Annotated in this window: 21 protein-coding genes and 1 riboswitch; of the genes, 13 read left to right on the top strand and 8 right to left on the bottom strand. The window is 42.9% G+C overall.

The annotated features are described in order from the left end of the window. Positions 1-172: 172 nt before the first annotated feature. From RH061_RS11365 to RH061_RS11320, 10 genes are all read left to right on the top strand, one after another. Positions 173-1,801 (top strand): M4 family metallopeptidase, encoded by a 1,629-nt coding sequence (locus tag RH061_RS11365; RefSeq protein ID WP_311076158.1) that lies wholly within the window; start codon positions 173-175, stop codon positions 1,799-1,801. 385 nt (positions 1,802-2,186) lie between these two features. Next, positions 2,187-2,297, top strand: a riboswitch (SAM riboswitch). A 174-nt stretch (positions 2,298-2,471) separates the two neighbouring features. Next, on the top strand, positions 2,472-3,587 hold the full coding sequence (locus tag RH061_RS11360) for a methionine biosynthesis PLP-dependent protein (RefSeq protein WP_311076156.1): 1,116 nt from the start codon (positions 2,472-2,474) through the stop codon (positions 3,585-3,587). Continuing rightward, a complete protein-coding gene (gene metC / locus RH061_RS11355; protein WP_311076154.1) occupies positions 3,584-4,768 on the top strand; it encodes a cystathionine beta-lyase in 1,185 nt (394 codons plus the stop codon). The genes RH061_RS11360 and metC overlap by 4 nt, the downstream gene beginning before the upstream one ends. Further along, a complete protein-coding gene (locus tag RH061_RS11350) occupies positions 4,765-6,627 on the top strand; it encodes a bifunctional homocysteine S-methyltransferase/methylenetetrahydrofolate reductase (protein ID WP_311076153.1) in 1,863 nt (620 codons plus the stop codon). The genes metC and RH061_RS11350 overlap by 4 nt, the downstream gene beginning before the upstream one ends. Then, on the top strand, positions 6,608-10,060 hold the full coding sequence (gene metH / locus RH061_RS11345; RefSeq protein ID WP_311076151.1) for a methionine synthase: 3,453 nt from the start codon (positions 6,608-6,610) through the stop codon (positions 10,058-10,060). Before RH061_RS11350 ends, metH begins: the two co-directional genes overlap by 20 nt. A gap of 117 nt (positions 10,061-10,177) precedes the next feature. Continuing rightward, positions 10,178-10,354 carry a hypothetical protein gene (locus tag RH061_RS11340; RefSeq protein WP_311076149.1) on the top strand — a complete coding sequence of 59 codons (177 nt, stop codon included), beginning with the start codon at positions 10,178-10,180 and terminating at the stop codon, positions 10,352-10,354. Between the two features lie 200 nt (positions 10,355-10,554). Then, the gene (locus RH061_RS11335; RefSeq protein ID WP_311070903.1) at positions 10,555-11,085 is read left to right on the top strand and encodes a DUF6431 domain-containing protein; all 531 of its coding nucleotides are present in this window, start codon (positions 10,555-10,557) and stop codon (positions 11,083-11,085) included. A gap of 44 nt (positions 11,086-11,129) precedes the next feature. Beyond that, a complete protein-coding gene (locus RH061_RS11330) occupies positions 11,130-12,485 on the top strand; it encodes a DDE-type integrase/transposase/recombinase (RefSeq protein ID WP_311070902.1) in 1,356 nt (451 codons plus the stop codon). Next, a complete protein-coding gene (locus RH061_RS11325) occupies positions 12,478-13,278 on the top strand; it encodes an ExeA family protein (RefSeq protein WP_311070901.1) in 801 nt (266 codons plus the stop codon). Before RH061_RS11330 ends, RH061_RS11325 begins: the two co-directional genes overlap by 8 nt. Continuing rightward, positions 13,275-13,511: a DUF5348 domain-containing protein gene (locus RH061_RS11320; protein WP_311070899.1), complete on the top strand. Its 237-nt coding sequence runs from the start codon at positions 13,275-13,277 to the stop codon at positions 13,509-13,511. Before RH061_RS11325 ends, RH061_RS11320 begins: the two co-directional genes overlap by 4 nt. Positions 13,512-13,774: 263 nt before the next feature. Here RH061_RS11320 and RH061_RS11315 read toward each other — a convergent pair whose 3' ends face one another. Next, a complete protein-coding gene (locus tag RH061_RS11315; protein ID WP_311076147.1) occupies positions 13,775-13,921 on the bottom strand; it encodes a hypothetical protein in 147 nt (48 codons plus the stop codon). Positions 13,922-14,031: 110 nt separating this feature from the next. Then, entirely contained in the window at positions 14,032-15,054 is a 1,023-nt protein-coding gene (locus tag RH061_RS11310; RefSeq protein WP_311076145.1) for a VanW family protein, read from the bottom strand. 172 nt (positions 15,055-15,226) lie between these two features. On the opposite strand from RH061_RS11310, the gene RH061_RS11305 reads away from it, so the two are divergent. Further along, positions 15,227-15,658, top strand: a complete 432-nt coding sequence (locus tag RH061_RS11305) for a DUF4395 domain-containing protein (RefSeq protein WP_311076143.1) — start codon at positions 15,227-15,229, stop codon at positions 15,656-15,658. 30 nt (positions 15,659-15,688) lie between these two features. Here the strand turns inward: RH061_RS11305 and RH061_RS11300 are convergent, their stop codons facing one another. Next, positions 15,689-16,204: a DUF1572 family protein gene (locus RH061_RS11300; RefSeq protein ID WP_396654876.1), complete on the bottom strand. Its 516-nt coding sequence runs from the start codon at positions 16,202-16,204 to the stop codon at positions 15,689-15,691. 162 nt (positions 16,205-16,366) lie between these two features. Beyond that, positions 16,367-17,734: an MATE family efflux transporter gene (locus RH061_RS11295; RefSeq protein ID WP_311076138.1), complete on the bottom strand. Its 1,368-nt coding sequence runs from the start codon at positions 17,732-17,734 to the stop codon at positions 16,367-16,369. A 172-nt stretch (positions 17,735-17,906) separates the two neighbouring features. On the opposite strand from RH061_RS11295, the gene RH061_RS11290 reads away from it, so the two are divergent. Next, positions 17,907-18,743, top strand: a complete 837-nt coding sequence (locus RH061_RS11290; protein ID WP_311076137.1) for a GDSL-type esterase/lipase family protein — start codon at positions 17,907-17,909, stop codon at positions 18,741-18,743. A 21-nt stretch (positions 18,744-18,764) separates the two neighbouring features. Here the strand turns inward: RH061_RS11290 and RH061_RS11285 are convergent, their stop codons facing one another. The 3 genes from RH061_RS11285 to RH061_RS11275 form a co-directional block, all read right to left on the bottom strand. Then, positions 18,765-18,911 (bottom strand): hypothetical protein, encoded by a 147-nt coding sequence (locus tag RH061_RS11285; protein ID WP_311076135.1) that lies wholly within the window; start codon positions 18,909-18,911, stop codon positions 18,765-18,767. Between the two features lie 366 nt (positions 18,912-19,277). Continuing rightward, positions 19,278-19,616 carry a nuclear transport factor 2 family protein gene (locus RH061_RS11280; protein ID WP_311076133.1) on the bottom strand — a complete coding sequence of 113 codons (339 nt, stop codon included), beginning with the start codon at positions 19,614-19,616 and terminating at the stop codon, positions 19,278-19,280. Positions 19,617-19,688: 72 nt separating this feature from the next. Beyond that, a complete protein-coding gene (locus RH061_RS11275) occupies positions 19,689-21,227 on the bottom strand; it encodes a DHA2 family efflux MFS transporter permease subunit (protein ID WP_311076132.1) in 1,539 nt (512 codons plus the stop codon). A gap of 182 nt (positions 21,228-21,409) precedes the next feature. Here RH061_RS11275 and RH061_RS11270 point away from each other — a divergent pair, with 182 nt between their 5' ends. Next, positions 21,410-22,279, top strand: a complete 870-nt coding sequence (locus tag RH061_RS11270) for a TetR/AcrR family transcriptional regulator (RefSeq protein WP_311076131.1) — start codon at positions 21,410-21,412, stop codon at positions 22,277-22,279. A 93-nt stretch (positions 22,280-22,372) separates the two neighbouring features. On the opposite strand, the gene RH061_RS11265 is transcribed toward RH061_RS11270, so the two are convergent. Next, positions 22,373-23,083, bottom strand: coding sequence for a DUF2161 domain-containing phosphodiesterase (locus RH061_RS11265; RefSeq protein WP_311076129.1), 711 nt, complete (start codon positions 23,081-23,083; stop codon positions 22,373-22,375). Positions 23,084-23,175: the final 92 nt, after the last annotated feature.

The raw sequence follows: 23,175 nt of genomic DNA, 5'->3' as shown, positions 1-23,175 counted from the left end.
ACTTTTATAACAAATTTTGTTTTGGCATCCTTTCTCAATTCGCAAAAAAATTTCCCAACATACAAATTCGACATTTTGCGACTTAATTGTTGAAATGTTCAGACTATGGGAGTATAACTATGATAATCTACTAATATTTATTAGCTAGAATTTGATTTTAGGAGGAGTTTATTTGAAAAAGAAAGTAGTTTCCTTAAGTTTAACCGCAAGTTTGGCATTAAGCGGATTGGTTGCGGCAACAAGCTTTGCGGCTCCAACGGATTCAGCTTCGAAAAAGTTTACAAAAAGCCATGGCGCTCCTGAATTTGTTGCCGGGAAGCTGACGAACCCATCCCAAAAAGCTGCAAAGGATGTTGTTCTTGATTACTTGAAAACATCAAAAGGAAAATACAACTTGGGAACAAATGATAGTTTCGTCTTTAAATCTCAGGAAGCCGATAAGCTTGGTGGAGATGTAGTCCGCCTGCAACAGGTATACAATGGTGTCCCTGTCTGGGGTGCAGCACAGGCTGCAAGAGTGGATGAAGCAGGAGTTCTAAAAGTGTTCACCGGAACGATCAGCAAAGGACTTGATAACAAACTTGTAAAGACGTCCAATAAAAAATCCCAAAAAGACGCCATCTCTGTTGCTGAAGGCGACTTAGGTTTTAAACCTGATTATGAAGTAGCTCCATCTGCAGAATTGGTTGTTTATCCTGGTGAGGAACAAGCAGTATACGCTTACCATGTCACGTTGAACTTCCTAAGTCCTGAACCGGGTAATTATCAGTATTTTGTCAACGCTGCAACTGGGGAGATCATTAATAAATTCAATGCTCTTCACACTGCAGGGAAAACTAATCCTTCTTTAAGTGGAACAAACACTGTTGGATCTGGCGTAGGAGTTCTTGGAGACACGAAATCATTGAATACTCTTCTTTCAAACGGCGCTTATTATTTGCAGGATAATACACGTGGAAATGGAGTGTTCACCTACGATGCCAAGAACCGCCAAAGAACACCGGGTACCCTCTGGGTGGATGCTGATAATAATCTGAACGCATCTTATGATGGTGCAGCTGTAGATGCACACTACTATGCAGGATTGACCTATGATTACTATAAAGACACTTATGGTCGCAATTCATATGACAACAAAGGCGCTGCACTGAAGTCAACTGTCCATTACGGAAGAAGTTATAACAATGCATTCTGGAATGGACAGCAAATGGTATATGGTGATGGAGATGGAACGACATTCATCCCGCTTTCCGGTGGACTTGACGTTGTGGCGCATGAGCTGACTCACGCTGTGACAGATTTCAGTTCGGACCTTGTTTACCAGTATGAATCAGGTGCTTTGAACGAAGCGATTTCCGATATCTTTGGTACGCTTGCTGAATTCCATGACAACAATGACCCTGATTTTGAAATCGGTGAAGATATTTACACACCAAATAAAGCTGGTGATGCCCTTCGTTCCATGAGCGATCCTACTAAATATGGCGATCCAGATCACTATTCTGTACGTTATACTGGCACGTCAGATAATGGCGGAGTCCATATCAACAGCGGAATCATCAATAAAGCTGCCTACCTTCTGAGCGAAGGCGGTTCTCATTATGGAGTATCCGTTCCAGGAATCGGTACGGAAAAATTGGGCGCAATCTTCTACCGAGCAAACACAGTCTATTTCACAGCGTCCACTAACTTCAGCCAGGCACGTGCCGGAGCTGTACAAGCAGCAAAAGACCTTTATGGAGCCACATCTGCCGAAGTAAATGCTGTCAATAAAGCTTTTGATGCTGTAGGAGTATATTAATAGTTATATATTTAGCAAGACTGGCTCATCTTTTAGAGGTGAGCCAGTTTTATTATTGTGTTTTTTAATACGTTTTGCTGCTCGTCAGATAGTTCAGCGGTTTTTGACAACTTTAAGTCCGAAAGTAGGTAGCTGTCAAAATAACAACAGATTCTTGACAGGTTTGCACCCATAAGCTGAAAAGCTGTCAGAATAACAGCAGAATCTTGACAGGATTGCGTCCATAAGCTGCAAAGCTGTCAGAATAACAGCAGATTCTTGACAGTCTTAGCCCCCTTAGCCCCCTGATTTTTTACCTATTTACTTTACCGCTTTAATAAAATGATTGACATTCATCTCCAACAGCTGTAATATTTAGAGAAATTTAATTATTCAATAATATGAAATCTTATCCAGAGAAGCTGAGGGTCTGGCCCAATGAAGCTTCAGCAACCTTCAACCATGTTTGTTGAAAAGGTGCTAATTCCAGCAAGTTTTTAAACTTGGCAGATAAGAAGAATGGCTATCATCTGTAAAAGTCTTCTTCTTAAGAAGGCTTTTTTTGTTTTATTAAGGACTCACCGCAATGTTTTCTGGAGCTTTTGTGGAATTGTCTGCTTTAAGTCGAAGATCTCGTCTTTTTTTATAAAACAAAAATTGCCCTCCACTACAATCCATAGGAGTGAGTAAATTGGCAAAAATCGATACAAAGCTAGCGCAGCTTGGAAACAGGAGTGAATCTACAACAGGTGCGGTCAATCCGCCAATCTATTTAACGACAGCCTATCGGCACGAAGGGATTGGCCAATCCAGTGGTTATGATTATGTCCGCACCGGCAATCCTACTCGTGAAATTCTTGAAAAGGCGATTGCAGACCTGGAAGAGGGTGACCGGGGATTTGCCTGCAGCTCAGGAATGGCAGCAATCTGGACTGTTCTTTCTTTATTTGAGCACGGCGATGAATGGATTGTCTCTAAGGATCTATATGGAGGAACTTATCGTCTTCTCGAACAAGGCTTCAAAAAATGGGGATTACAAAGTACATATGCTGACCTGTCTGATCTAAACGAAGTCAAATCGGCCATAACACAAAAGACGAAGGCTCTTTTTGTAGAGACGCCGACTAATCCGCTCATGGAGCAAGCTGATATTGAAGCAATTGCTAAAATTGCCAAAGAGAACGGTATTCTGCTGATTGTTGATAATACCTTCTACACTCCCCTGCTGCAAAAGCCATTGACATTAGGTGCAGATATCGTAATCCACAGTGCAACTAAATATCTGGGCGGTCATAATGATGTCCTTGCAGGATTGATCGTGGCAAAAGGGCAGCACCTTTGTGAATCCCTCTTCCTCCATCATAATGGCGGTGGTGCGGTTTTGAGTCCATTCGACTCCTGGCTGCTCATCCGCGGTATGAAGACATTGTCATTAAGAATGGAACGTCACGAGAAAAATGCCAGTGAGCTGGTCGATTATTTACAGCATCATCCTTCAGTCAAGGATGTCCTTTATCCAGGTAGAGGCGGAATGATTTCCTTCAGGGTCCACTCCCTTGCCATGGTCAATCCATTTTTAAAAAGTCTGTCGGTCATCACGTTTGCAGAAAGTCTCGGCGGTGTTGAAAGCTTCATCACCTACCCTGCAACCCAGACACATGCCGACATCCCGGCAGAAATTCGTGAAAAAACGGGAGTTTGTGACCGGCTGCTGCGGTTCTCTGTGGGAATCGAGAATGTTGAGGATTTAAAATCTGATTTGGAAGAAGCATTCAATAAGGCACGCCAGGAGGCTGAAGTGATATGAGCCAACGCTATACATTCGAAACCCAGCTGCTGCATAACAAACATAAAGTTGACCCGGCCACCGGAGGAGTGAGTGTGCCCATACAGCATGCCTCTACCTTCCATCAGGTTTCTGCGGATGAGTTCGGAAAATACGATTATAGCCGCAGCCTTAATCCCACCAGAGAGGCGCTTGAGGAAATTATCGCCGAGCTGGAAGGCGGTGTTCGCGGTTTTGCCTTTTCGTCCGGAATGGCTGCTATTTCAACGGCATTTTTGCTTCTCTCACAAGGAGATCATGTGGTCGTCACTGAGGATGTTTATGGAGGGACATACCGGATGGTGACACAGGTGTTGAACCGTTTTGGTATTGAGCACACTTTTGTCGATATGACCGACCTTGAGGCGGTGGAAGAAGCAATTAGGCCAAACACTGCCTTGCTATATGCAGAAACGCCTTCTAATCCGCTGTTAAAAGTAACGGATATTCGTGCTATCAGCGAAATAGCGAAGAAACACAGCGCACTAACATTTGTCGACAATACTTTCATGACTCCATACTTGCAGCGCCCGCTTGATCTCGGAGCTGATATTGTCCTCCATAGCGCCACAAAGTTTCTTTCAGGCCACAGTGATACGGTCGCGGGTTTAGCGGTAGTCAAAGATGAAGAACTGGCAAAAAGGCTGTATTCTCTTCAAAACTCTTTCGGTGCAGTTTTGGGCGTGCAGGATGCATGGCTTGTGATGCGAGGCATAAAGACCCTGTCGGTCAGAATGAATCAATCTCAGGAAAGCGCACGGAAGATCGCTGGATTTTTACTAAAACAACCTCTAATCAAGAATGTTTATTACCCTGGTCTACTGAACCACCCGCAATCAGGCATTCAAAAGCAGCAGGCATATGGCACAGGAGCGGTATTATCCTTTGAACTTGAAAATGCAGAGGTTTTATCCAGATTCATAGAACAAGTGAAACTGCCAGTTTTTGCTGTAAGTCTTGGAGCGGTTGAATCCATCCTCTCCTACCCAGCGAAAATGTCCCATGCAGCCATGCCGCAGCATGAACGTGAAAGACGCGGAATCAGTGAAGGACTCCTCCGCCTCTCAGTCGGGTTGGAGAGCGCAGAGGACTTGATTGCGGACATCGAACAAGCTTTGAATACCATAGGAATTTTTGCAGTGAAAAAGGAGGAAGTCAGATGAGTTTCCTGAAACGCCTGGAAAATGAAATTTTAATTGCCGATGGAGCGATTGGGACTCTCCTTCACTCTTATGGAGCCGGTACTTGTTATGAGGAGTTGAACATTTCACATCCAGATGACATCATCCAGATCCATAAAGCTTATATAAATGCAGGTGCTGATCTGATCCAGACCAATACTTACGCGGCGAATTATATTAAACTTGAAAGATATGGACTCGAGGACCAGGTAAAAGAGATTAATAGTGCGGCAGTTAAGCTCGCCCGCCAGGCAGCCGGCACTGATGCATATGTACTTGGGACAATTGGCGGGAACAGGGGTATAAGACCATCTGCCATTCCCATTGAGGAAATCAAAAGAAGTTTCAGGGAGCAGCTCTACTGCCTTCTCCTTGAAGGTGTAGACGGACTTCTGCTGGAAACTTTTTATGATATGGAAGAAATCGAGACCGTTCTCGAAATTGCCAGAAAGGAAACCAATCTGCCAATCATCGCCCAGGTATCCCTTCAGGAAATCGGGATCATGCAGGACCAAACTCCCCTGCAGGAGGCCTTCCATAGACTCGAAGATCTTGGTGCAAATCTGGTCGGCCTTAATTGCAGACTTGGGCCCCATCATATGATTTCAAGCCTGGAGCAGATCGAACTGCCTTCAAAGGCATTTCTTTCAGCCTATCCTAATGCCGGTTTGCCTGCTTATACGGATGGTAAATTCCATTACGAAGGCGATCCTGACTATTTCGGAAAATCGGCCGGCAGTTTCCGGGACCAGGGTGTCAGGCTGATTGGGGGCTGCTGTGGAACGACTCCTCAACATATTAAGGCATTTGCTGATGAGCTAAAGGGTTTAGCCCCGGTATTAAATAAGAAAATCCCAGCAAAGAAACCGAAAATCATTGTCACTCCAACTGATGTAAAAAGGCCGATGGCTCCACTTCATCAGGTAGTACAAGAGCGGCCTTCTGTGATTGTAGAGCTTGATTCACCGCGAAAACTGGATACTACCCGATTTTTTGAAGGAGCAAAGGCACTAAAGGATACAGGAATTGACGCCCTTACCCTGGCTGACAATTCACTTGCTTCGCCAAGGATTTCAAATGCGGCAATCGGGCAGCTTGTGAAGGAAAAAGTAGGCTTGCGACCGCTTGTGCATCTAACATGCCGCGACCGAAATATCATAGGACTTCAATCTCATTTAATGGGTTTGCATACACTTGGACTGCATGATGTGTTAGCCGTTACTGGCGATCCAGCACGAGTAGGTGATTTTCCAGGCGCATCTTCTGTTTTTGATGTCTCTTCATTTGAACTAATTGAGATGATCACGCAGTTTAACGAGGGTCTCTCCTACTCTGGAAAAGATTTAGGACAAAAAGGAGCTTTTTCAATAGGTGCAGCCTTCAATCCAAATGTCCGTTCCCTCGATAAGGCTGTCATGAGGATGGAAAAGAAAATCCGGGCTGGTGCACATTATTTCATCACCCAGCCAGTTTATTCTCAAAAAATGCTTCTGGATGTCCATGAAGCAACAAAGCATATCGATGCTCCTGTATATATAGGACTGATGCCGCTTACGAGCAGCCGAAACGCTGAATTCCTTCACAATGAGGTTCCTGGCATCAAAATTGCACAGGAAGTACTCGACATTATGGCGAAATTCAATAATGAACCACTTCAATCGAAAAAGGAAGGCATCGCGATTACAAAGGGATTGATCGAGGCTGCAGCAGAACTGTTTAACGGAATCTATATCATCACCCCTTTTATGAACTATGAAATGAGTGTCGAGTTATCCAGCTACGCTAATGAATACAGCAGCCTTCTAAAGAGGAGGAAACAAAATGTCAACCTTGTTAACTGAACAGATGAAGAAAAAAATCCTGATCATGGATGGCGCGATGGGCACGATGCTCCAGCAGGCAGATTTGACCCCAGAAGACTTTGGCGGAGAAGAGTATGACGGGTGTAACGAAATTCTGAATATAACGCTCCCGGAATTGATTGAAAAAATACATGTGGAATACTTTGAAGCCGGTGCGGACATCGTGGAGACGAATACTTTCGGAGCCACCAGTCTTGTACTTGACGAATATGGCCTGGGCCACAGGGCTTACGAGATCAACAAGGAAGCAGCCCTGATTGCCAGGAAAGCAGCCGACAAAGTCTCCACTCCTTCTCAGCCCCGATTTGTGGCTGGTTCTATGGGCCCGACAACCAAAACTCTTAGTGTCACTGGCGGCGCAACTTTTGAGGAGATGTCTGCTTCGTATGAGGAACAGGCTCTTGGGTTGATTGATGGCCATGTCGACTTGCTTTTGCTTGAAACGAGCCAGGATTTGCTGAATGTAAAAGCGGCCTATACGGGCATCCAGCGTGCATTCAATAAAAGTGGCAAAGAGCTCCCTCTTATGATTTCTGCCACTATCGAACCAATGGGGACCACACTCGCTGGCCAATCGATCGAAGCTTTTTATATTTCAGTGCAGCATATGAATCCGATTGCGATCGGACTGAATTGCGCAACAGGGCCGGAATTCATGCAGGAACATCTGCGTTCACTGTCCTCCCTTTCGACTTCTGCTGTCAGCTGTTATCCGAACGCTGGCCTGCCAGATGAGGAAGGTCAATATCATGAAACACCTGACACGCTTGCCCAGAAGCTTTCCGATTTTGCGCGTGAAGGCTGGCTGAATATCGTCGGTGGCTGCTGTGGTACAACACCCGCACATATAAAGGCGATTTCTGAAAAAATGCAGCAGCGCCAGCCAAGGCAGACGGAAGAGAATAAGCTTCACATGGTTTCGGGGATTGAGCCTTTCATCTATGACGATCCGACACTAAGGCCAATTATGGTAGGAGAACGTACCAACGTAATTGGGTCACGGAAATTCAAACGCCTGATTTCAGAAGGAAAATTGGAAGAAGCAGCAGAGATTGCAAGGGCACAGGTTAGAAACGGAGCGCATGTCATTGATATCTGCCTGGCTGACCCTGACAGAGATGAGCTTCAGGATATGGAAGGATTTATTAAGGAAGTTGTTAAAAAGGTGAAGGCGCCGCTCGTGATTGATTCTACTGATGATGAAGTAATCGAAAAAGCGCTCAGTTATTCCCAGGGTAAGGCGATCATTAATTCCATCAATTTGGAGGACGGTGAAGAACGATTCAAGTCAGTTGCTTCTCTGATCCATAAGTATGGGGGCGCAGTGGTTGTCGGAACGATTGATGAAGAGGGTATGGGGGTGACTGCTGAAAGGAAGTTGGAAATTGCCAAACGTTCATACGACCTGCTTGTCAATAAGTATAAAATACCGGCACAGGACTTGATTTTTGATCCGCTCGTCTTTCCTGTCGGCACCGGAGATGAACAGTATATTGGCTCAGCGAAGGCAACCGTGGATGGAATCAGGAGGATTAAGGAAGCTTTGCCGGAAACACAAACAATCCTTGGTATCAGTAATGTTTCTTTCGGCCTCCCTCCTGTTGGCCGTGAAGTATTAAATTCTGTTTTTCTTTATCATTGCACCCAGGCTGGACTGGATTACGCCATTGTGAACACGGAAAAACTAGAACGCTTTGCTTCAATAAGTCCACAGGAAATTAAAATGGCGGAAGACTTATTATTCAATACTACAGATCAAACACTTGCAGAATTCACTGATTTTTACCGTGATAAAAAGAAGGAAACAAAAAGCACCCTTCCGGATATGACGCTTGAAGAAAGGTTGGCCTATTATGTAGTTGAAGGCACGAAAGAAGGTCTCCTCCCAGACCTTGAAACAGCACTCGAAAGCTACCCTGCCCCGCTTGATATCATCAATGGTCCATTGATGGACGGAATGAAGGAAGTTGGCAGGCTGTTCAATGATAACCAATTAATTGTGGCCGAGGTCCTTCAGAGTGCAGAAGTCATGAAAGCTGCCGTGTCTTACTTGGAGCCTTTTATGGAGAAAAATGCTTCAACCGCCGCAAAAGGAAAGGTGCTGCTCGCCACTGTGAAAGGCGATGTGCATGATATAGGCAAAAACCTGGTGGATATTATCCTCAGCAATAACGGTTATGATGTGGTCGATCTTGGGATCAAGGTTACCCCAACTGTCCTTATTGAGGAGATCAAAAAGGAAAAGCCTGATATCATCGGTCTCTCAGGATTGCTGGTGAAATCCGCTCAGCAGATGGTCCTGACTGCCCATGATATGAAGCAAGCAGGAATCGACACTCCCATCCTTGTGGGCGGTGCTGCTTTATCCAGGAAATTCACAGATACAAAAATCGCTAAAGAGTATGACGGACTTGTACTTTATGCAAAAGATGCGATGAACGGTCTGTCTATCGCTAATCAACTCAGGGAGCCGGACGGGTACGAACAATTTTTAACAGAACAAAAAGCTAAGCAAGAAGCCGCGATGAATAAGCAGGAATATTCGGCACCGGGCCGAACCTCTGCCACAACCGTTTTAGACCGTCCAAAAGTAACAGCAATGGCACCGGTATTCATTCCGCAGGATACAAAAAGACATCTGGTTAAATCATACTCCCTGTCCCATATTGAGCCCTATATCAATCAGCAAATGCTGCTAGGGCATCATCTCGGATTAAAGGGAAAAGTAGATAGATTGCTGGCGGATGGAAATGAGAAGGCAGTCAAGCTTCACGAGGTTGTTCAATCGCTTTTAAAAGAAGCAAAAGCAAATGAATGGATTAAACCAGCTGCTGTTTATCAGTTCTTCCCTGCTCAGTCAGAAGAAGATAAACTGCATATATTCAATCCTGAACAGCGTGATCAAATTATTGAGACTTTTGAATTCCCGAGACAAGAGGTTTCACCGGGATTATGCCTTGCAGATTACGTCCGCCCTGTCAGCGATTCCGAAAAGGATTACGTTGGGATGTTCGCAGTCACAGCAGGTGCAGGAATACGCCAGGCAGCAGAACAACTGAAAAGCGAAGGCAGATTCCTGGAAAGCCATGCCCTTCAGGCACTTGCACTTGAGACGGCAGAAGGATTTGCTGAATTGATCCACCGCCAAATCCGTGATCGATGGGGTTTTCCTGACACACCTGATATGACAATGAAGGACCGATTTGCTGCTAAGTATCAAGGCCAGCGCTTCTCATTCGGCTATCCTGCCTGTCCTGATTTAGAAGATCAACGAAAGCTTTTCAACTTGATCAAACCAGAAGATATCGGTATTCACTTGACTGAGGGATTCATGATGGAACCTGAAGCATCAGTTACCGCAATCGTCTTTTCCCATCCAGAGGCAAGATATTTCAATGTATTGAAGAATTAAAAGAAGTTAGGTCGAAGCAAGAGGTTCTCCCTCTTGCTTTTTAGGGTTTTCGATAATGGATAAATAATCACTAATTGGTAAATATTAATTCCATGAAGAAATGCTGGAGGTTTTTCTATGGAATATCAAAATAATATGGAGTTTGAAATCCAACATGGCTTTTTGCCGAATATGTATAATTCAGACAGGTTGAGGGTTTTGGAGGTTTCCAACAGCAGCGTGATCATCAAAATGAATAACGCGGAGAATCGGAGTGTTTTTCCAGTGGATAATTTTGATTATTGGTGTTTTTGACGCCATTAATTATCCGAAAGTTGACGGTATTGCCTGTCCAGAATTAGTCGATTATAATGTCCGTATATAATTCGAAACATTTCGACATTTATTCTGGAGAAAGGAAAAGACGTCCCCCATAAATGTATAACTGCGCCAACAGTTATACAGGAGACGTCCCACCAAAAAGTATATGGTTATTGTATCAGATTATCAGCTGATTGAAAACACTCATACTGGAGTTTTTAGTTAGGGGTGCGGGGAGGATTCCTTCCCCATGCTGTGGTAAAGACATGTTGGTTAGAGGTACAAAGAATCGAAAAGCCAAGGATCATACAGGTCAGAGTAAAACATATAACATCCGAAGATTGCAGTGCACCAATTGTCAGACCATCCATCATGAACTTCCAGATTTATTGATTCCTTATAAACGCTATGAGGCTGAATGTATCGAAGACGTTCTTACGAACCCGTCCGCCCATATTGTTGCTGCCGATGATTCCACTCTTTCGAGATGGCACGGCTGGTTTCATCAATTTGTGGATTATTGGATTGGCTGTTTGAATTCCATCATGATCAGGACCAACCAGGGAAATATCCCCCAGGATGTCACGTCCAAATGTTCAGGGACCGCACTTCAAAGGATAGGACGCTTGGCAGGAGATGCCAATGGATGGCTGACAAGAATTGTCCGGCCCATCGTAAATATTAATTTATGGATACATACCCGTTCCGCATTCATTGTCCAATAGCACCTGATTTACACTCGTGATAGACACAGAGAGGAGAGTGTATCATGAGTGATCATAAGAAATCAGAAGAATTGGCAGTGCATCGTTTTCAGCTAATATCCCCTTTATTAGCAGAGGGGCTTGACGCTGGGAAAGTAAAGGAATTAAGAGACCAGATAGCGAAGGCCAGCGGTCTTTCAGAAAGAACCATCAGGCGATATTTGGCTCAATTTCAGGAAGATGGGTTTGGGGGACTAAAGCCACAAGGAAGAAAAGGTGCTCGAAAGTCTGAGGCTATCCCTCCTCATTTATTGGAACAGGCAATCCTTCTGCGTAAGGAAGTGCCGAGCCGGAGCGTGGCTCAAATCATACAGATACTCGAATGGGAAGGGTTGGCTGAACCAGGGCAGATCAAAAGATCAACGCTCCAGGAAAAGCTCGCTGAAAAAGGTTACAGCACCCGGCATATGCGACTCTATTCCCAGACAGGAGTAGCTGCCAGAAGATTTCAGAAGCGACATCGCAACCAACTCTGGCAGTCAGATATCAAGTATGGTCCCTACTTGCCGATTGGTCCGAATGGAATAAAGAAACAAGTGTATCTTGTCGCCTTTATCGATGACGCCACCAGGTTTGTGCTTCACGCAGCTTTCTATCCTACCTTGGATTCAAGGATCATCGAGGATGCCTTCCGCCAGGCTATCCAGAAGTATGGTGTTCCAGAGGCTGTTTATTTTGATAATGGAAAGCAATATCGAACCAAATGGATGTCGCGTACCTGCTCAAAAATAGGCACCCGCCTTACTTACACACGGCCGTACTCAGCTGAATCAAAAGGGAAAATTGAACGCTTCAATAGAATCATAGATTCATTCATTAGTGAGGCTGTCATCGAAAAGCCCAATACACTTGATCGTCTGAATGAGCTTTTCCAAGTGTGGCTCACAGAGTGTTATCAGAATAAGCCTCATTCTGCACTTGGGGAGAAAATCAGCCCGGAAACGGCATTTCGTTCAGATAAAAAAGCGATTAGGTTCATCGATCCTGATACCTTGAGTAATGCATTCCTCCATTGTGAAACAAGGAAAGTCGATAAATCAGGATGCATAAGTTTCATGGATCAAAAATATGAGGTCGGCCTGGCTTTCATTGGACGACAGGTTGAGGTGGTTTATGATCCTGCGAATATCGAGGAGCTTACCATTGAGTTCGAGGATCATACTCCTTGGAAAGCCAAGAAACTTGTCATTGGGGAAAGAGCTGGGAAGCGTCCTGCATTACCTGAGCACCTGCAGGTGCAGGGTGTAGAATCTTCAAGACTATTAAAGGCAGCTGAACGAAAGAACCAGGAACGCCTAACCGAACAGAAACCTGCCGTGACCTTCCGTGCCGTTTGGAAGGAGGAAGATTCCCGTGTTTGAAGCATTCTATGAAATGGACAACACTCCTTTCGCCAGAGATCTTCCGACTGATCAATTGTATGATTCCTCCATGGTGCAAGAAATCCTTGGTAGGCTGAAGTACACAGCTGAAAGACAGCTTTTTGCCGTTCTGAGTGGGGATAGTGGTACTGGAAAGACCACAACCATCCGTAAGTTTGTGGACAAATTGGATAAAGGGAAATTCCATATCCTTTACCTGTCCGACTCTAAGTTAACGCCTCGTCATTTTTACAAAGGTCTTTTGGAACAGTTAGGCTCTGAAGCGAAGTTTTATCGAGGAGATGCAAAACGGCAGCTTCATCGTGAGATTGAATTAATGAAAGGCATACGAGGGCTACAACCTGTAGTGGTAGTGGATGAAGCTCATCTTCTGGACCGGGAAATGCTTGAAGAGGTTCGTTTCCTACTGAACTTCAAAATGGATTCGCAAAGCCCGATGGCGCTTATCCTGGTCGGTCAAAGTGAATTATGGGATCGGCTTCGACTCCAATCATACGCAGCCATACGCCAAAGAATCGATATCCAGTTTCAGCTAGGACATCTCGACCGTGCCCAGGTTGAAGAATATGTTTCTAGGCACCTTCGATATGCCGGTGTTGATCAACCAATATTCTCTGATGGAGCACTTGACGAGATTCATCGCTTCTCTGGTGGTGCCGCAAGGCTCATTAATAAGCTCTGTACACATAGTCTTCTCTATGGTTCACAAAATGGCCGAAGGATCATTGATGATCATATGATCAAGCAAGTCATCCAGGGGGAACTTTCATGAAAACCCGCTGGAAAGAGATGAATTATAATGAAGAATTGGATTGTTGGGTTGTGTTTTGGGGAGAGAACTCCGGCTATAAGATGCGATGTGGTGAATGGTTTGATTTACATCTAGGAAATGGTCGGACCCTTTCCTGCCGCCTGGAGCTGGGCAGAGATTGGTATATTCTTACCGGCCGAAATGACGTTAGATTCTATCTTAAGAAAAATGAGACCTATCAAGTTGATTTGTAAAAACTTTTGGGAAGCATGTGAACTGCTTCCCTTTCAATTTTGGACAGTAGTTCCGTCAGTTTTAGGACAATTAACATCGTCAAGTTCTGGACATTGTAGAACGTCATTAACAATTGGATCAAACGCGGCCTTTTGGTGAATGTCAATGAAAAGAAGCGGACTTCCTGACAGAATAAGATGCAGTAAGTCCTGGCTTGAGCTAAATTAAGAAAACAGCGGATTGATTTTCAGCCGCTGTTTTCTTTTGTTATGCTTAGCCCTATTTATTTTGACCGCTTCTCTCTCCTTTCAGAATTGTTCCAATTAAAACGGTTATAAAGTTTATACGCTTCTCGAAATTCATCCTTCCTTTTCATTTCTTCTTTCTTTGTATTCCAAATATATTCTAATGCTAAATAATTCATTTCCATATTGTTCGCCTCCCTTGTTCTTAATTCAAGAATAAGGGAATTCGTATATGGAAACATTCACCATCAGATTGATTCTTTCTACGTCTTTTGGCGGATTGCTTTTAAGACCTTTATATGCCTTTTTTTATTTGTGCTTCGTATTCCTTTGATGTTCTCACTTCTACTGTCAAAGACCCTTTTCCTACGATTGCTTTTAGTAAAAGCGGTACTCCTGTTGTGTTCTCGAACCTGAAATCCTTGCCTCCATAGGAAACCGTTGCGTCCCTTCCCTCTGGGACATAGCCTACAGATAGCGAGTGATGATGTTTTTCCACGTATCCAACACCCAGAACATCAACAGCATTGTATAAAGTAGACGAGGTCTGGCAGATGCCCCCGCCGATTCCCATAACCAGCTTTTTGTTGACAATTTCCTCAGCAGGCTGATATCCATGTGCTTCATCACTGGGACCGACAGTGGTATTGAATGAAAATACATCTCCTACCCCCAGGATGACATTGTTGATTGCCTCCGCAGACAGCTCGATGTTCTTCGTCCTGCCAGCAACCGATGCATTATAGTAAGTTGTATATTTACCCACAACTACCTCCCCGAGCTGGGCAGCATCACTTAATTCATACCCGCTTGCCGTCACATACAGCGGAAGCTCGACAGTTCCTCCTTTTTCTGAAGCCTGGATAATATTTTCCACTAGTTCAGCTTCTTCCAAAATGATTAAAGGGCTCCCTTTTTTCACCTGGCCATCCTGCCCAAGTTTATCCGGAATCATCCTTTGGTCATATCCTGGAGTCGTATCCGTACCTCGAGCCAATTCACTAGCCCACTTCTTCAATTCTGTTCTATACTTCTCATCATCGCTTTCGTAACCCATTTCAATAGGTGTAAGTGATTTTATCACTTCTTGAGTGGTAGGCTCGATCACATTCACTACAATTGGTTGAGCCTCTTCTTCTTCTTCAACAGGCTCATTTTCGTCTTGGTCGTCATTTGCCTGTTCTTTTTCTTCCTCGCCTTTCTGTTCAATCACCTTATTCTCTGTCTCTGCCTTCTCTGCTACAGGTTGGGAACAGCCAGTTAATCCAATGAATACCACAACAATCAACAGCCAAGTAACCTTCATTTTTCTCCCCATGTTACCCCCATCATTCCTCTATATATTAAAAACCAGCATTCTATTATATTCAGGAATACTTTTCCATATTTCCGTAAGTTCCTTATAAAATAAAAATAAATACTCTTGGCTTCACATTTTTAAGAAAAAAAGATAAAATACTAATAAACCAATATGAAAGGTCGGAATTAATATGACTGCTGAAATTCGTACGATTCCTAGGCCGCTGGTAAGAACCAATCAGTGGTTTATTGTCATAAGTGTCATTAGCACATGGTTAACTGGTCTTGAATGGATCCTGGCTTTGCCGCTTCTCGCAGGAATTTCAGGCCTGCTATTTGCCTATAATCCAGTAATGAGAACAGCGAGCACCTTTCTTAGAAAGAAAAAATCAGACTATATCCCGGAAGACTGGGATCAACAGCAATTCAATCAAAAAATTGCTGTTGGCTGCTTAACAGGCGGACTCCTTGCTTACGCCTCTGGTTTAACGGTATTGGGTCACATTTTCACTATCATGGTAGCGTTAGCCGCATTTATAGCAATCCTGGGATTTTGCATTGGCTGCTTCATTCGTTTTCAATATTCTAAATACAAACCAAAAAAACATGCTGTCAATTCTTAAGAGAGACCTTCTATTAGGTCTCTTCTTTGTTTAGATCCCCATCATTTTTTCATTGAATTGCTGTGATTTACCCTTTGGAATACTGAGGGTTCTCCATTCCTCATTTTTGATCAACTTCGCTAAATAGACGATCTGTCCGGCATGTGTTGCTTGATGGACAACCTGACGCTGAATCGCTTCAATGGCGGTGTGGGGTTCATTTCTAATGTAGACTGTTTTACCCAAGTCATCCTGTGATAACTGTGAAAGTGTTTGGAAAAGTACATCCCAGCCAGCATTCCAATGAGAAATCAAATCCTCCTTCGTGTGAAATGCCCCCTCGAATTCCCCGTCCCTGTTGCGGTCAGGCTTTTCACCATCACTTGTCAAAAATTCACGGAATCTTGATTGAAGATTACCGCTCATATGCTTGGCAATAATGGCAATGCTGTTTGATTCTTCGCTTGCCGAATAGTGAAGCTCCTCTAAATTCAATTGTTCCATCGCTTTTTCAGACTGATTTTTTATGCTTTTGAAATTCTCAGTGACCAACTTTAAATAATCCATTTTGAACACCTCCATGAAATATTTATTCCTCCAAAAAGGGAGAATTCCTTCTTTGTTTTTTCCAGTATCAGGATTTTTTTATAAGTTTAAGTACGAGTGATAATCAAGAAAATCAAAGTGCAGACAAAAAAAGTGAGATTCCTATTGGAACCCCACTCAAATTTAAACAACCTCTGCCATATTAGCGTTAAAACGGCGCTTTTGGATAAATATCAATCTCAATGATAAGGAGATTCCAGCTGCAAGCAACCCGATTGTCAATCCAACCCAATATCCCGAAGCTCCTAGACCGGTGTTGTGTGCCAGCAGGTATCCGACCGGCAGGCAGATGAGCCAGTAGGCGATCAATGTGATGATAAAGGATATATTCACATCTCTATACCCTCGCAATGCTGCTAGCGCAGTGGCCTGGATGGCGTCAGAGATCATAAAGAACAATGCATAAATCAAAAATTGGCCTGTTAAATCAATGACGGCGGGCTCATTCGAATAAAAACCGGCAACCTTATATCGGAATAGAACGACAAGCAATCCGGCTCCGACAGCGATGATGGCTCCCAGATAAATCCCCATCCAGCTGTATGCTTTGGCATCTTCATAACGACCTGCACCTACCTCAAAACCGACCAGTACAGTTTGAGCCATCGAAATACTCATCGGAATCATATATAGAAAGGAAACTATATTCAGTGCTGACTGGTAGGCAGCTATCGTTGTAATATTGAATTTGCTGATGAGAATGGTGACAACAGCAAACATGCTAGTCTCAAAGAAGATTGATAATCCCATCGGTACACCGATTTTCAGAATCTCCTTCACTTTTTCACCAGAAAATTCCTTGAAGTATGTCAAACCGACAAACTCCGAGAATGGTTTTTGCTTAATGATGACCCATGCTGTCAATCCCGCTATCACATAATAAGTGATCGAGGTGGCATAACCAGCTCCGGCTCCTCCTAATTCAGGAAAACCCCAGTGGCCGAAAATCAATACATAGTTCAAAAAGAAGTTGATCGGCAATGACAGCAGCAGGATATACATGACCACTCTTGTTTTTCCTATAGCATATATGAATGATCTCAATACATTAAAAATAAATAGTGGCATGATACCAAAACCTAAACCAGCCAGATAGCGAAATGCCGTTTCATGAACGCTTTCCGGGAGATTCATCGCTGTTAAAATTGGATTTAGCAGAAAAATCCCCAAGATGATGACAAGTACAGCGATGATCAAAGCTAAATAAATACCATGTGTGAGGATGGAAGATACCTCTCTTCCCTTTTTCTCACCAAATCGCTGAGCTGCAATCGGCGAAACAGCAAGAAGGATTCCGCTGAGCCCTGTAAAAACCGGACTCCAAATCGAGGAGCCAATCGCTACACCTGCAAGGTCCGAGGAATTGTATTTTCCCGACATGATGGTATTGAAAAATACCATTGAAAACATACCTAACTGTGTAATCAAAATCGGGATCAGCATGACAAAAATCTGTTTTATTTTTTCTTTTGTCGAATATGTCTGGTACATCTGTGTACTCCTTGAATATAGTAATTATATAATTATAACAAAATATCATTTCAGGAACCGAAATTTTTTGAATCACGAATTATTAATATTATTTTAAAAATGGAAATACCCCCCTAATTATTTCCTTTGAAATCCTTGATACAATAGAAGTACTATCGAGGAGTGAATCAACATGAAAATCATCAAAATTCTTCTTTTGTCGTCTCTGCTTGCTCTTCTGTCATTTTCCGCATGGATCTATTATCCACAATACCAGATAAATAAAATCAAACAGGAAAATGCACCAACAACTGAAAAGACCAATAAGCTTACTTATATAGATTATTATAGGACCATACCGGACAGTACTATCAATCACCTCGCACTCGGTGACTCGATTATCCGTGGCTACCGAATCCGAGATGACGAAAATATCATCAGTCAATTCTCCACCCAGCTGGGTGTGGAAACCGGTAAACAGGTACTTTCTCAAAATGAAGGTGTGATTGGAATTACCAGTGAGAGGCTGAACGTTCTGATTCAGGATGGAGTGTATGACGAAGCAATCAAAGAGGCTGACATCATAACTGTTAATGTCGGTGGCAATGACATTCTTAAAATGGTTAAACAGAGCGATATCTATAGTGCTCTTAAATCATTTGACAGCCTGCAGGAAGGGTTCTCGAAAAATCTTGCTGAAATCACATCAAAAATTGGAGAGTTGAATCCCGCCGCGACAATTGTCTTTCTAGAACTTTATAACCCAATGCCAGCAGATCACCAATTTTACTCATTGGCAGATAAGCTTTTGCCTCAGTGGAATTTAATGATTTACGAAGCTGCAAATAGCACATCGTCATCTATCGTGGTTCAAACTACGAATGTCATTAACAGTAAAAATCTTGAGTACCTGGCAAGTGATGGAGTGCACCCAAACCCCTCAGGAAATACAGCAATATCCAGTCAAATGTTAAAGCAATTCCAACAACAGCATAAAGCGGATGCCGTATTGGCAAACCGCCAAAATTAAGCTGGGCCTAACGCCTGGCTTTTATTTATTTTTCTGTTCCTCCTGGAAATGTTCATTTAAAAGAGAGGTTTCAGTTGTTGCGAAATTAACGGATTGCAGACTTGTTTCTTCATCAAGCCCGAATAATTGAGCTACCTCGCTATTGTGACCCGTTTTTTCCTTATGCATTCCGGCACACCTCCTTTCAATTAAGAGCGATATTACGTCTTTTAAATCAATCAGCAAGCGGTGGCTGTTAATCCCGCTCATCATCTCAAAATAACCATACAAGTCAATCTTTCCAATAAACAGTTTGTGAAAATAGAGGTGACGTCTTATCTATTTTCCTGTTGCGTCACTTTTTGTAACCCTTCTGTTTATTTAAGGATAGAATCCCCCTCGAAAACGAAATTATAATTGTATTACTGCCCTGTTATGGTCAGCTTTTACAGTTTATGATTAAAACAGGCTCAAACAACATCTATATTAGTTCATCGCAAAGAAAAAAGCCGACACCTTGTTGTAAAAGGGGTGCTGGCTTTCTTTTTAAACAAATTATAAAAACCATACTTTCGCTATCTTTTCACCCTCTATTTCATATATGGCAACTGCTTTTTTGGGCGCTGAATTTTCCCTGCCTGTGACAAGTTCATGATCAACTACTCTGTTTCCATGGACCATCCTTGCCAATAATTCCGCATGATTATTAGGATGATTTTTAAAAAGCTGGCCATATCTGGATCGCATTTCATCAATACCATTTGTCATTATCTTATTGCCGGGAAACTCCATGATGACCACATCATCACTATACACAGATAAAAACTCTTCTAAATCTTGTTTATTATAGGCCTCAAGCTGCTTTTGCGCGAGCATTTCTGATATTCTTTCCATTGTCTGGTCTCCTCAATTAGAATTAGTTCACTTCCAATTATACAAAAACCCCCTGTAAACAGGGGGAATGAATTAATTATTGACCAATTTTGGACTATGCTTCTTAACTGGGGCTTTTTTGCCAATTGTGTCTTCTGCCTGTGTAGCGCGTTTGATAAAGAACGCAAGCACCAAGGCAATGGCTGATAAGAAAACAGTGACATAAAATGCGTCATTGATTCCTTGCAGCATCGCCTGCATGGCAATCTGCTGTTCCATTTCCGCCTGAACTGCAGGTGTAACGGCTTTCCCTGCAGCTGAAGCTTCCTTAAGCGCAGAGGCAGCTAATTCTTTTCCATATGATTCTGCACGCATGGACATGACTGTAACCAGCAATGCTGTTCCAATTGCACCAGAAACCTGCTGCATAGTGTTGTTCATAGCCGTGCCGTGTGGATAATAACGTGCAGGCAGCTGATTTAGTCCGTTTGTGTTAACAGGCATGTTCACCATCGACATACCGAACATACGCACTGTGTAAAGGATGATTAGCTGTGTGTACGTTGTTTCCATTGAGAGTTTGCTGAAATAATAACTAGTCACAAGCGTAATGGCCAAACCAATAATCGCCAAGGCACGGCCGCCGAATTTGTCAAATAATCGTCCTGTGACAGGAGACATGATCGCCATGGCAATCGCGCCTGGCAATAACATCAACCCTGCATCCAGTGGAGAAATTCCTCGGATGGTCTGTACATAAATCGGCAATAGCAGCATACCTGAGAACATCGCCATTGTCACGATCATAGAGATCACGGAGGATAATGCGAACATTGGATACTTATATATCCTGAAGTTCAGCATCGGATTATCCTGTTTTAATTGACGAAGAATAAAGACAATCAATGCGATTGCGCCGATTGCTAAGGTTAAATATACATGCGGACTATCCCACCCCTTCGAACCGGCAGAACTGAAGCCGTACAAAAGCCCGCCAAAGCCGATGCTCGACAATGATAATGAAATGATGTCAAGACGCATATACACTTTTTCTTTTTTATCTTTTAACATGAAAAATCCTAGTAACAAGACAAGTGCTGCGATTGGCGTCACAAAGTGGAAAAGCATCCTCCAATCGTAGTGCTCGATGAGCCAGCCTGAAAGTGTCGGACCTATCGCTGGTGCGAACATTAGTACCAAACCGAATACTCCCATTGCAGTTCCGCGTTTCTCAATCGGGAAGCTAACAAGCATAACATTCATCAATAACGGCATCATGATTGCCGTACCGGAGGCCTGGATCATACGCCCTGCCAATAAAAGCGGGAATACGTGGGCTGCTCCGGCTAAGATGGTACCTGCTGTGAATAGACCCATTGCTGCCAGGAATAATTGTCTGACCGAATACTTTTGAATCAAATAGGCACTAAGCGGAATCATGACACCACTTACGAGCATGAAGCCAGTTGTCAGCCATTGGACTGTCGTCGCCTCAACTTTCAAGTCAGTCATGATGGATGGCAAAGCTATATTTAACAATGTATTATTTAAAAATGCAATAAAAGCTCCAACAATTAATACTGCGAGTATACCGTAAGGCGGTTTGTCGGGTGTCTGCATATTTTGTTCCATTCTATTTCCCCCTAAATTGTTCACAAATTTGTCAACAATGTAATTGCATAGAACTTAGCATATACCAACGGTACAATTTTTGCAACGTTTTTAAATCACCTTAACAAAGGGATTTGTAATGTCCGAAAATTTGATGTAGTATATTTTTTATACAACCGGTACAAAAAGGTCAAGGTGATGAAATGAACGACAGAAAAAGGCATGTTATTGAAAAAGCACATCAGCTTTTCATAGAAAAAGGATTCCAGGCTACCTCTATTCAGGATATCCTTGATTACAGCGGAATATCAAAAGGAACCTTCTATAATTATTTCTCATCTAAAAACGAGCTGCTCATGGATATTTTCAGGACAGCTTTCCGCAAGATGGAGAATGAACGGAATGGCATGTTGCTTGGTAAAGATCCTGGAGACGCAGAAATTTTTATCAGTCAAATTGAATACCATATGACAGCTAACCGAGAGAATAAAATCATTCCTCTTTTTGAAGAAGTGTTTTTCTCGGGAGACAAAGAATTGAAGCAATTCATCGAGGTGGGACAATTGAAGGTGTTACGCTGGTTCGCTGAACGCCTGGGACAGATAACTGATGAAAGTACCCAGCCTTATCTTCTCGATGCAGCGATCATGCTTAATGGCATTCTCCTTCAGAACATCAGGTTTCACCGTAAAGCAACCAGCGAAACATCCAGTTTACAGCTTGTTGTACGCTATAGTGTCACTCGAATTCTGAATATGCTGGATGAGCTTGTATTTTCCGGGGAACAATTAGTGCCCCCTGAAATTATGGATAAGTGGCTGCCCGTTTCTAATACAGAGGAGCTTGACTGGAGGGTTAAAGTTCATTCGATTATTTCACGCATGAAGAAGCTTAATTGTACTAACATAGATTATGTAAGGAAGCTTAATTTCATTGAGGAAGAAATCCTTCGTTCATCCTCACCAAGAAAATTCCTGATTGATAGTGTCCTTCAAACAATGACCGCGATTGATCAAAATGAATTTAACGTTTTACAAGCGATAATCGATGAGAATCTACTTGAAAAAGCATAAAAAAAGGGGCAGAAAACTTCATTGTTTCTGCCCAGTCCACTTGCGATTAAAAACCACCTTTAGATTACTTACTACACAGTATGTTCCATAAAATCAGGATTCCTGATCAAGTTTACTTAAATAGTACTCCACGAGTTCTGGGTAGTCTTTTAGTTCGGACCTTCCTTGCTCTGTAATTACATAAATGCCTCGCTCCACTCGTTCAAACCATTTATAATAGTTTTTCTGAAGAATCAAAGGCGTTTTATTTCCTGTTCCAAGAGCAACCAGGGCTTTCGGAGACAGTTGGCCTAGCTTTTCAAGATAACAGGCAATTTGGATGCAGTTTTCTTTGTAGGCAGTCATGATCTTGGTTTTGCTGCTGCCGCCAATATTATAGTCGGCGCTTCTTCCTTCTATCTCCTTGATCAGCGCTGCTTTTTTCCTGGTATTCTTGCTTGCCATACGTTTATAAGGTTCGGGGTGTATTTTGAATTCAACTTTTTTCCGGTTACCAGCAAATGATACGATAATCAGGCCCAGTTCAAGCCTTTGGATCAATTGGGTGATATCATTCCAGCGTTTCCTGGTGATCCTTTTTGGTTTAGGAATGGCAATATAAACAAGGTCTGTCAGGCGCTGCCTTCTAGTAGCCTGAAGCAATAGATCGATATTCAGAGTTAGTTTTAATTCCACGATTATGAGATTGTCATCCTTGACAGCGGTTAAATCGCAATCGTGCACCTCACCATTGACACGATAGCCTAGTTTTATAAAATGCTTGCGGATCGGCTCATATAAATCGGCTTCGTAAAGTTTCGTCATGTGTCAAACCCTTCTGTCCATCCTGCAGTTTTTCCTATCATTATAGCAAACTTTTTAAATGATTAAGTCATTTAGACAAGCCTTCTACATAT

This window comes from Mesobacillus jeotgali (assembly GCF_031759225.1).
Lineage (GTDB): Bacteria > Bacillota > Bacilli > Bacillales > Cytobacillaceae > Mesobacillus > Mesobacillus jeotgali_B.
The sequence above is the reverse complement of the archived record's forward strand: the minus strand, read 5'-3'. Positions and strand labels throughout refer to the sequence as shown.

Coding starts and splice junctions, on each gene's coding strand:
- metC (WP_311076154.1), top strand. CDS start 3,584: ATGAGCCAACGCTATACATTCGAAACCCAGCTGCTGCATAACAAACAT.
- RH061_RS11350 (WP_311076153.1), top strand. CDS start 4,765: ATGAGTTTCCTGAAACGCCTGGAAAATGAAATTTTAATTGCCGATGGA.
- metH (WP_311076151.1), top strand. CDS start 6,608: ATGTCAACCTTGTTAACTGAACAGATGAAGAAAAAAATCCTGATCATG.
- RH061_RS11340 (WP_311076149.1), top strand. CDS start 10,178: ATGGAATATCAAAATAATATGGAGTTTGAAATCCAACATGGCTTTTTG.
- RH061_RS11330 (WP_311070902.1), top strand. CDS start 11,130: ATGAGTGATCATAAGAAATCAGAAGAATTGGCAGTGCATCGTTTTCAG.
- RH061_RS11320 (WP_311070899.1), top strand. CDS start 13,275: ATGAAAACCCGCTGGAAAGAGATGAATTATAATGAAGAATTGGATTGT.
- RH061_RS11315 (WP_311076147.1), bottom strand. CDS start 13,921: ATGGAAATGAATTATTTAGCATTAGAATATATTTGGAATACAAAGAAA.
- RH061_RS11310 (WP_311076145.1), bottom strand. CDS start 15,054: ATGGGGAGAAAAATGAAGGTTACTTGGCTGTTGATTGTTGTGGTATTC.
- RH061_RS11305 (WP_311076143.1), top strand. CDS start 15,227: ATGACTGCTGAAATTCGTACGATTCCTAGGCCGCTGGTAAGAACCAAT.
- RH061_RS11300 (WP_396654876.1), bottom strand. CDS start 16,204: ATGGATTATTTAAAGTTGGTCACTGAGAATTTCAAAAGCATAAAAAAT.
- RH061_RS11295 (WP_311076138.1), bottom strand. CDS start 17,734: ATGTACCAGACATATTCGACAAAAGAAAAAATAAAACAGATTTTTGTC.
- RH061_RS11290 (WP_311076137.1), top strand. CDS start 17,907: ATGAAAATCATCAAAATTCTTCTTTTGTCGTCTCTGCTTGCTCTTCTG.
- RH061_RS11285 (WP_311076135.1), bottom strand. CDS start 18,911: ATGCATAAGGAAAAAACGGGTCACAATAGCGAGGTAGCTCAATTATTC.
- RH061_RS11280 (WP_311076133.1), bottom strand. CDS start 19,616: ATGGAAAGAATATCAGAAATGCTCGCGCAAAAGCAGCTTGAGGCCTAT.
- RH061_RS11275 (WP_311076132.1), bottom strand. CDS start 21,227: ATGGAACAAAATATGCAGACACCCGACAAACCGCCTTACGGTATACTC.
- RH061_RS11270 (WP_311076131.1), top strand. CDS start 21,410: ATGAACGACAGAAAAAGGCATGTTATTGAAAAAGCACATCAGCTTTTC.
- RH061_RS11265 (WP_311076129.1), bottom strand. CDS start 23,083: ATGACGAAACTTTACGAAGCCGATTTATATGAGCCGATCCGCAAGCAT.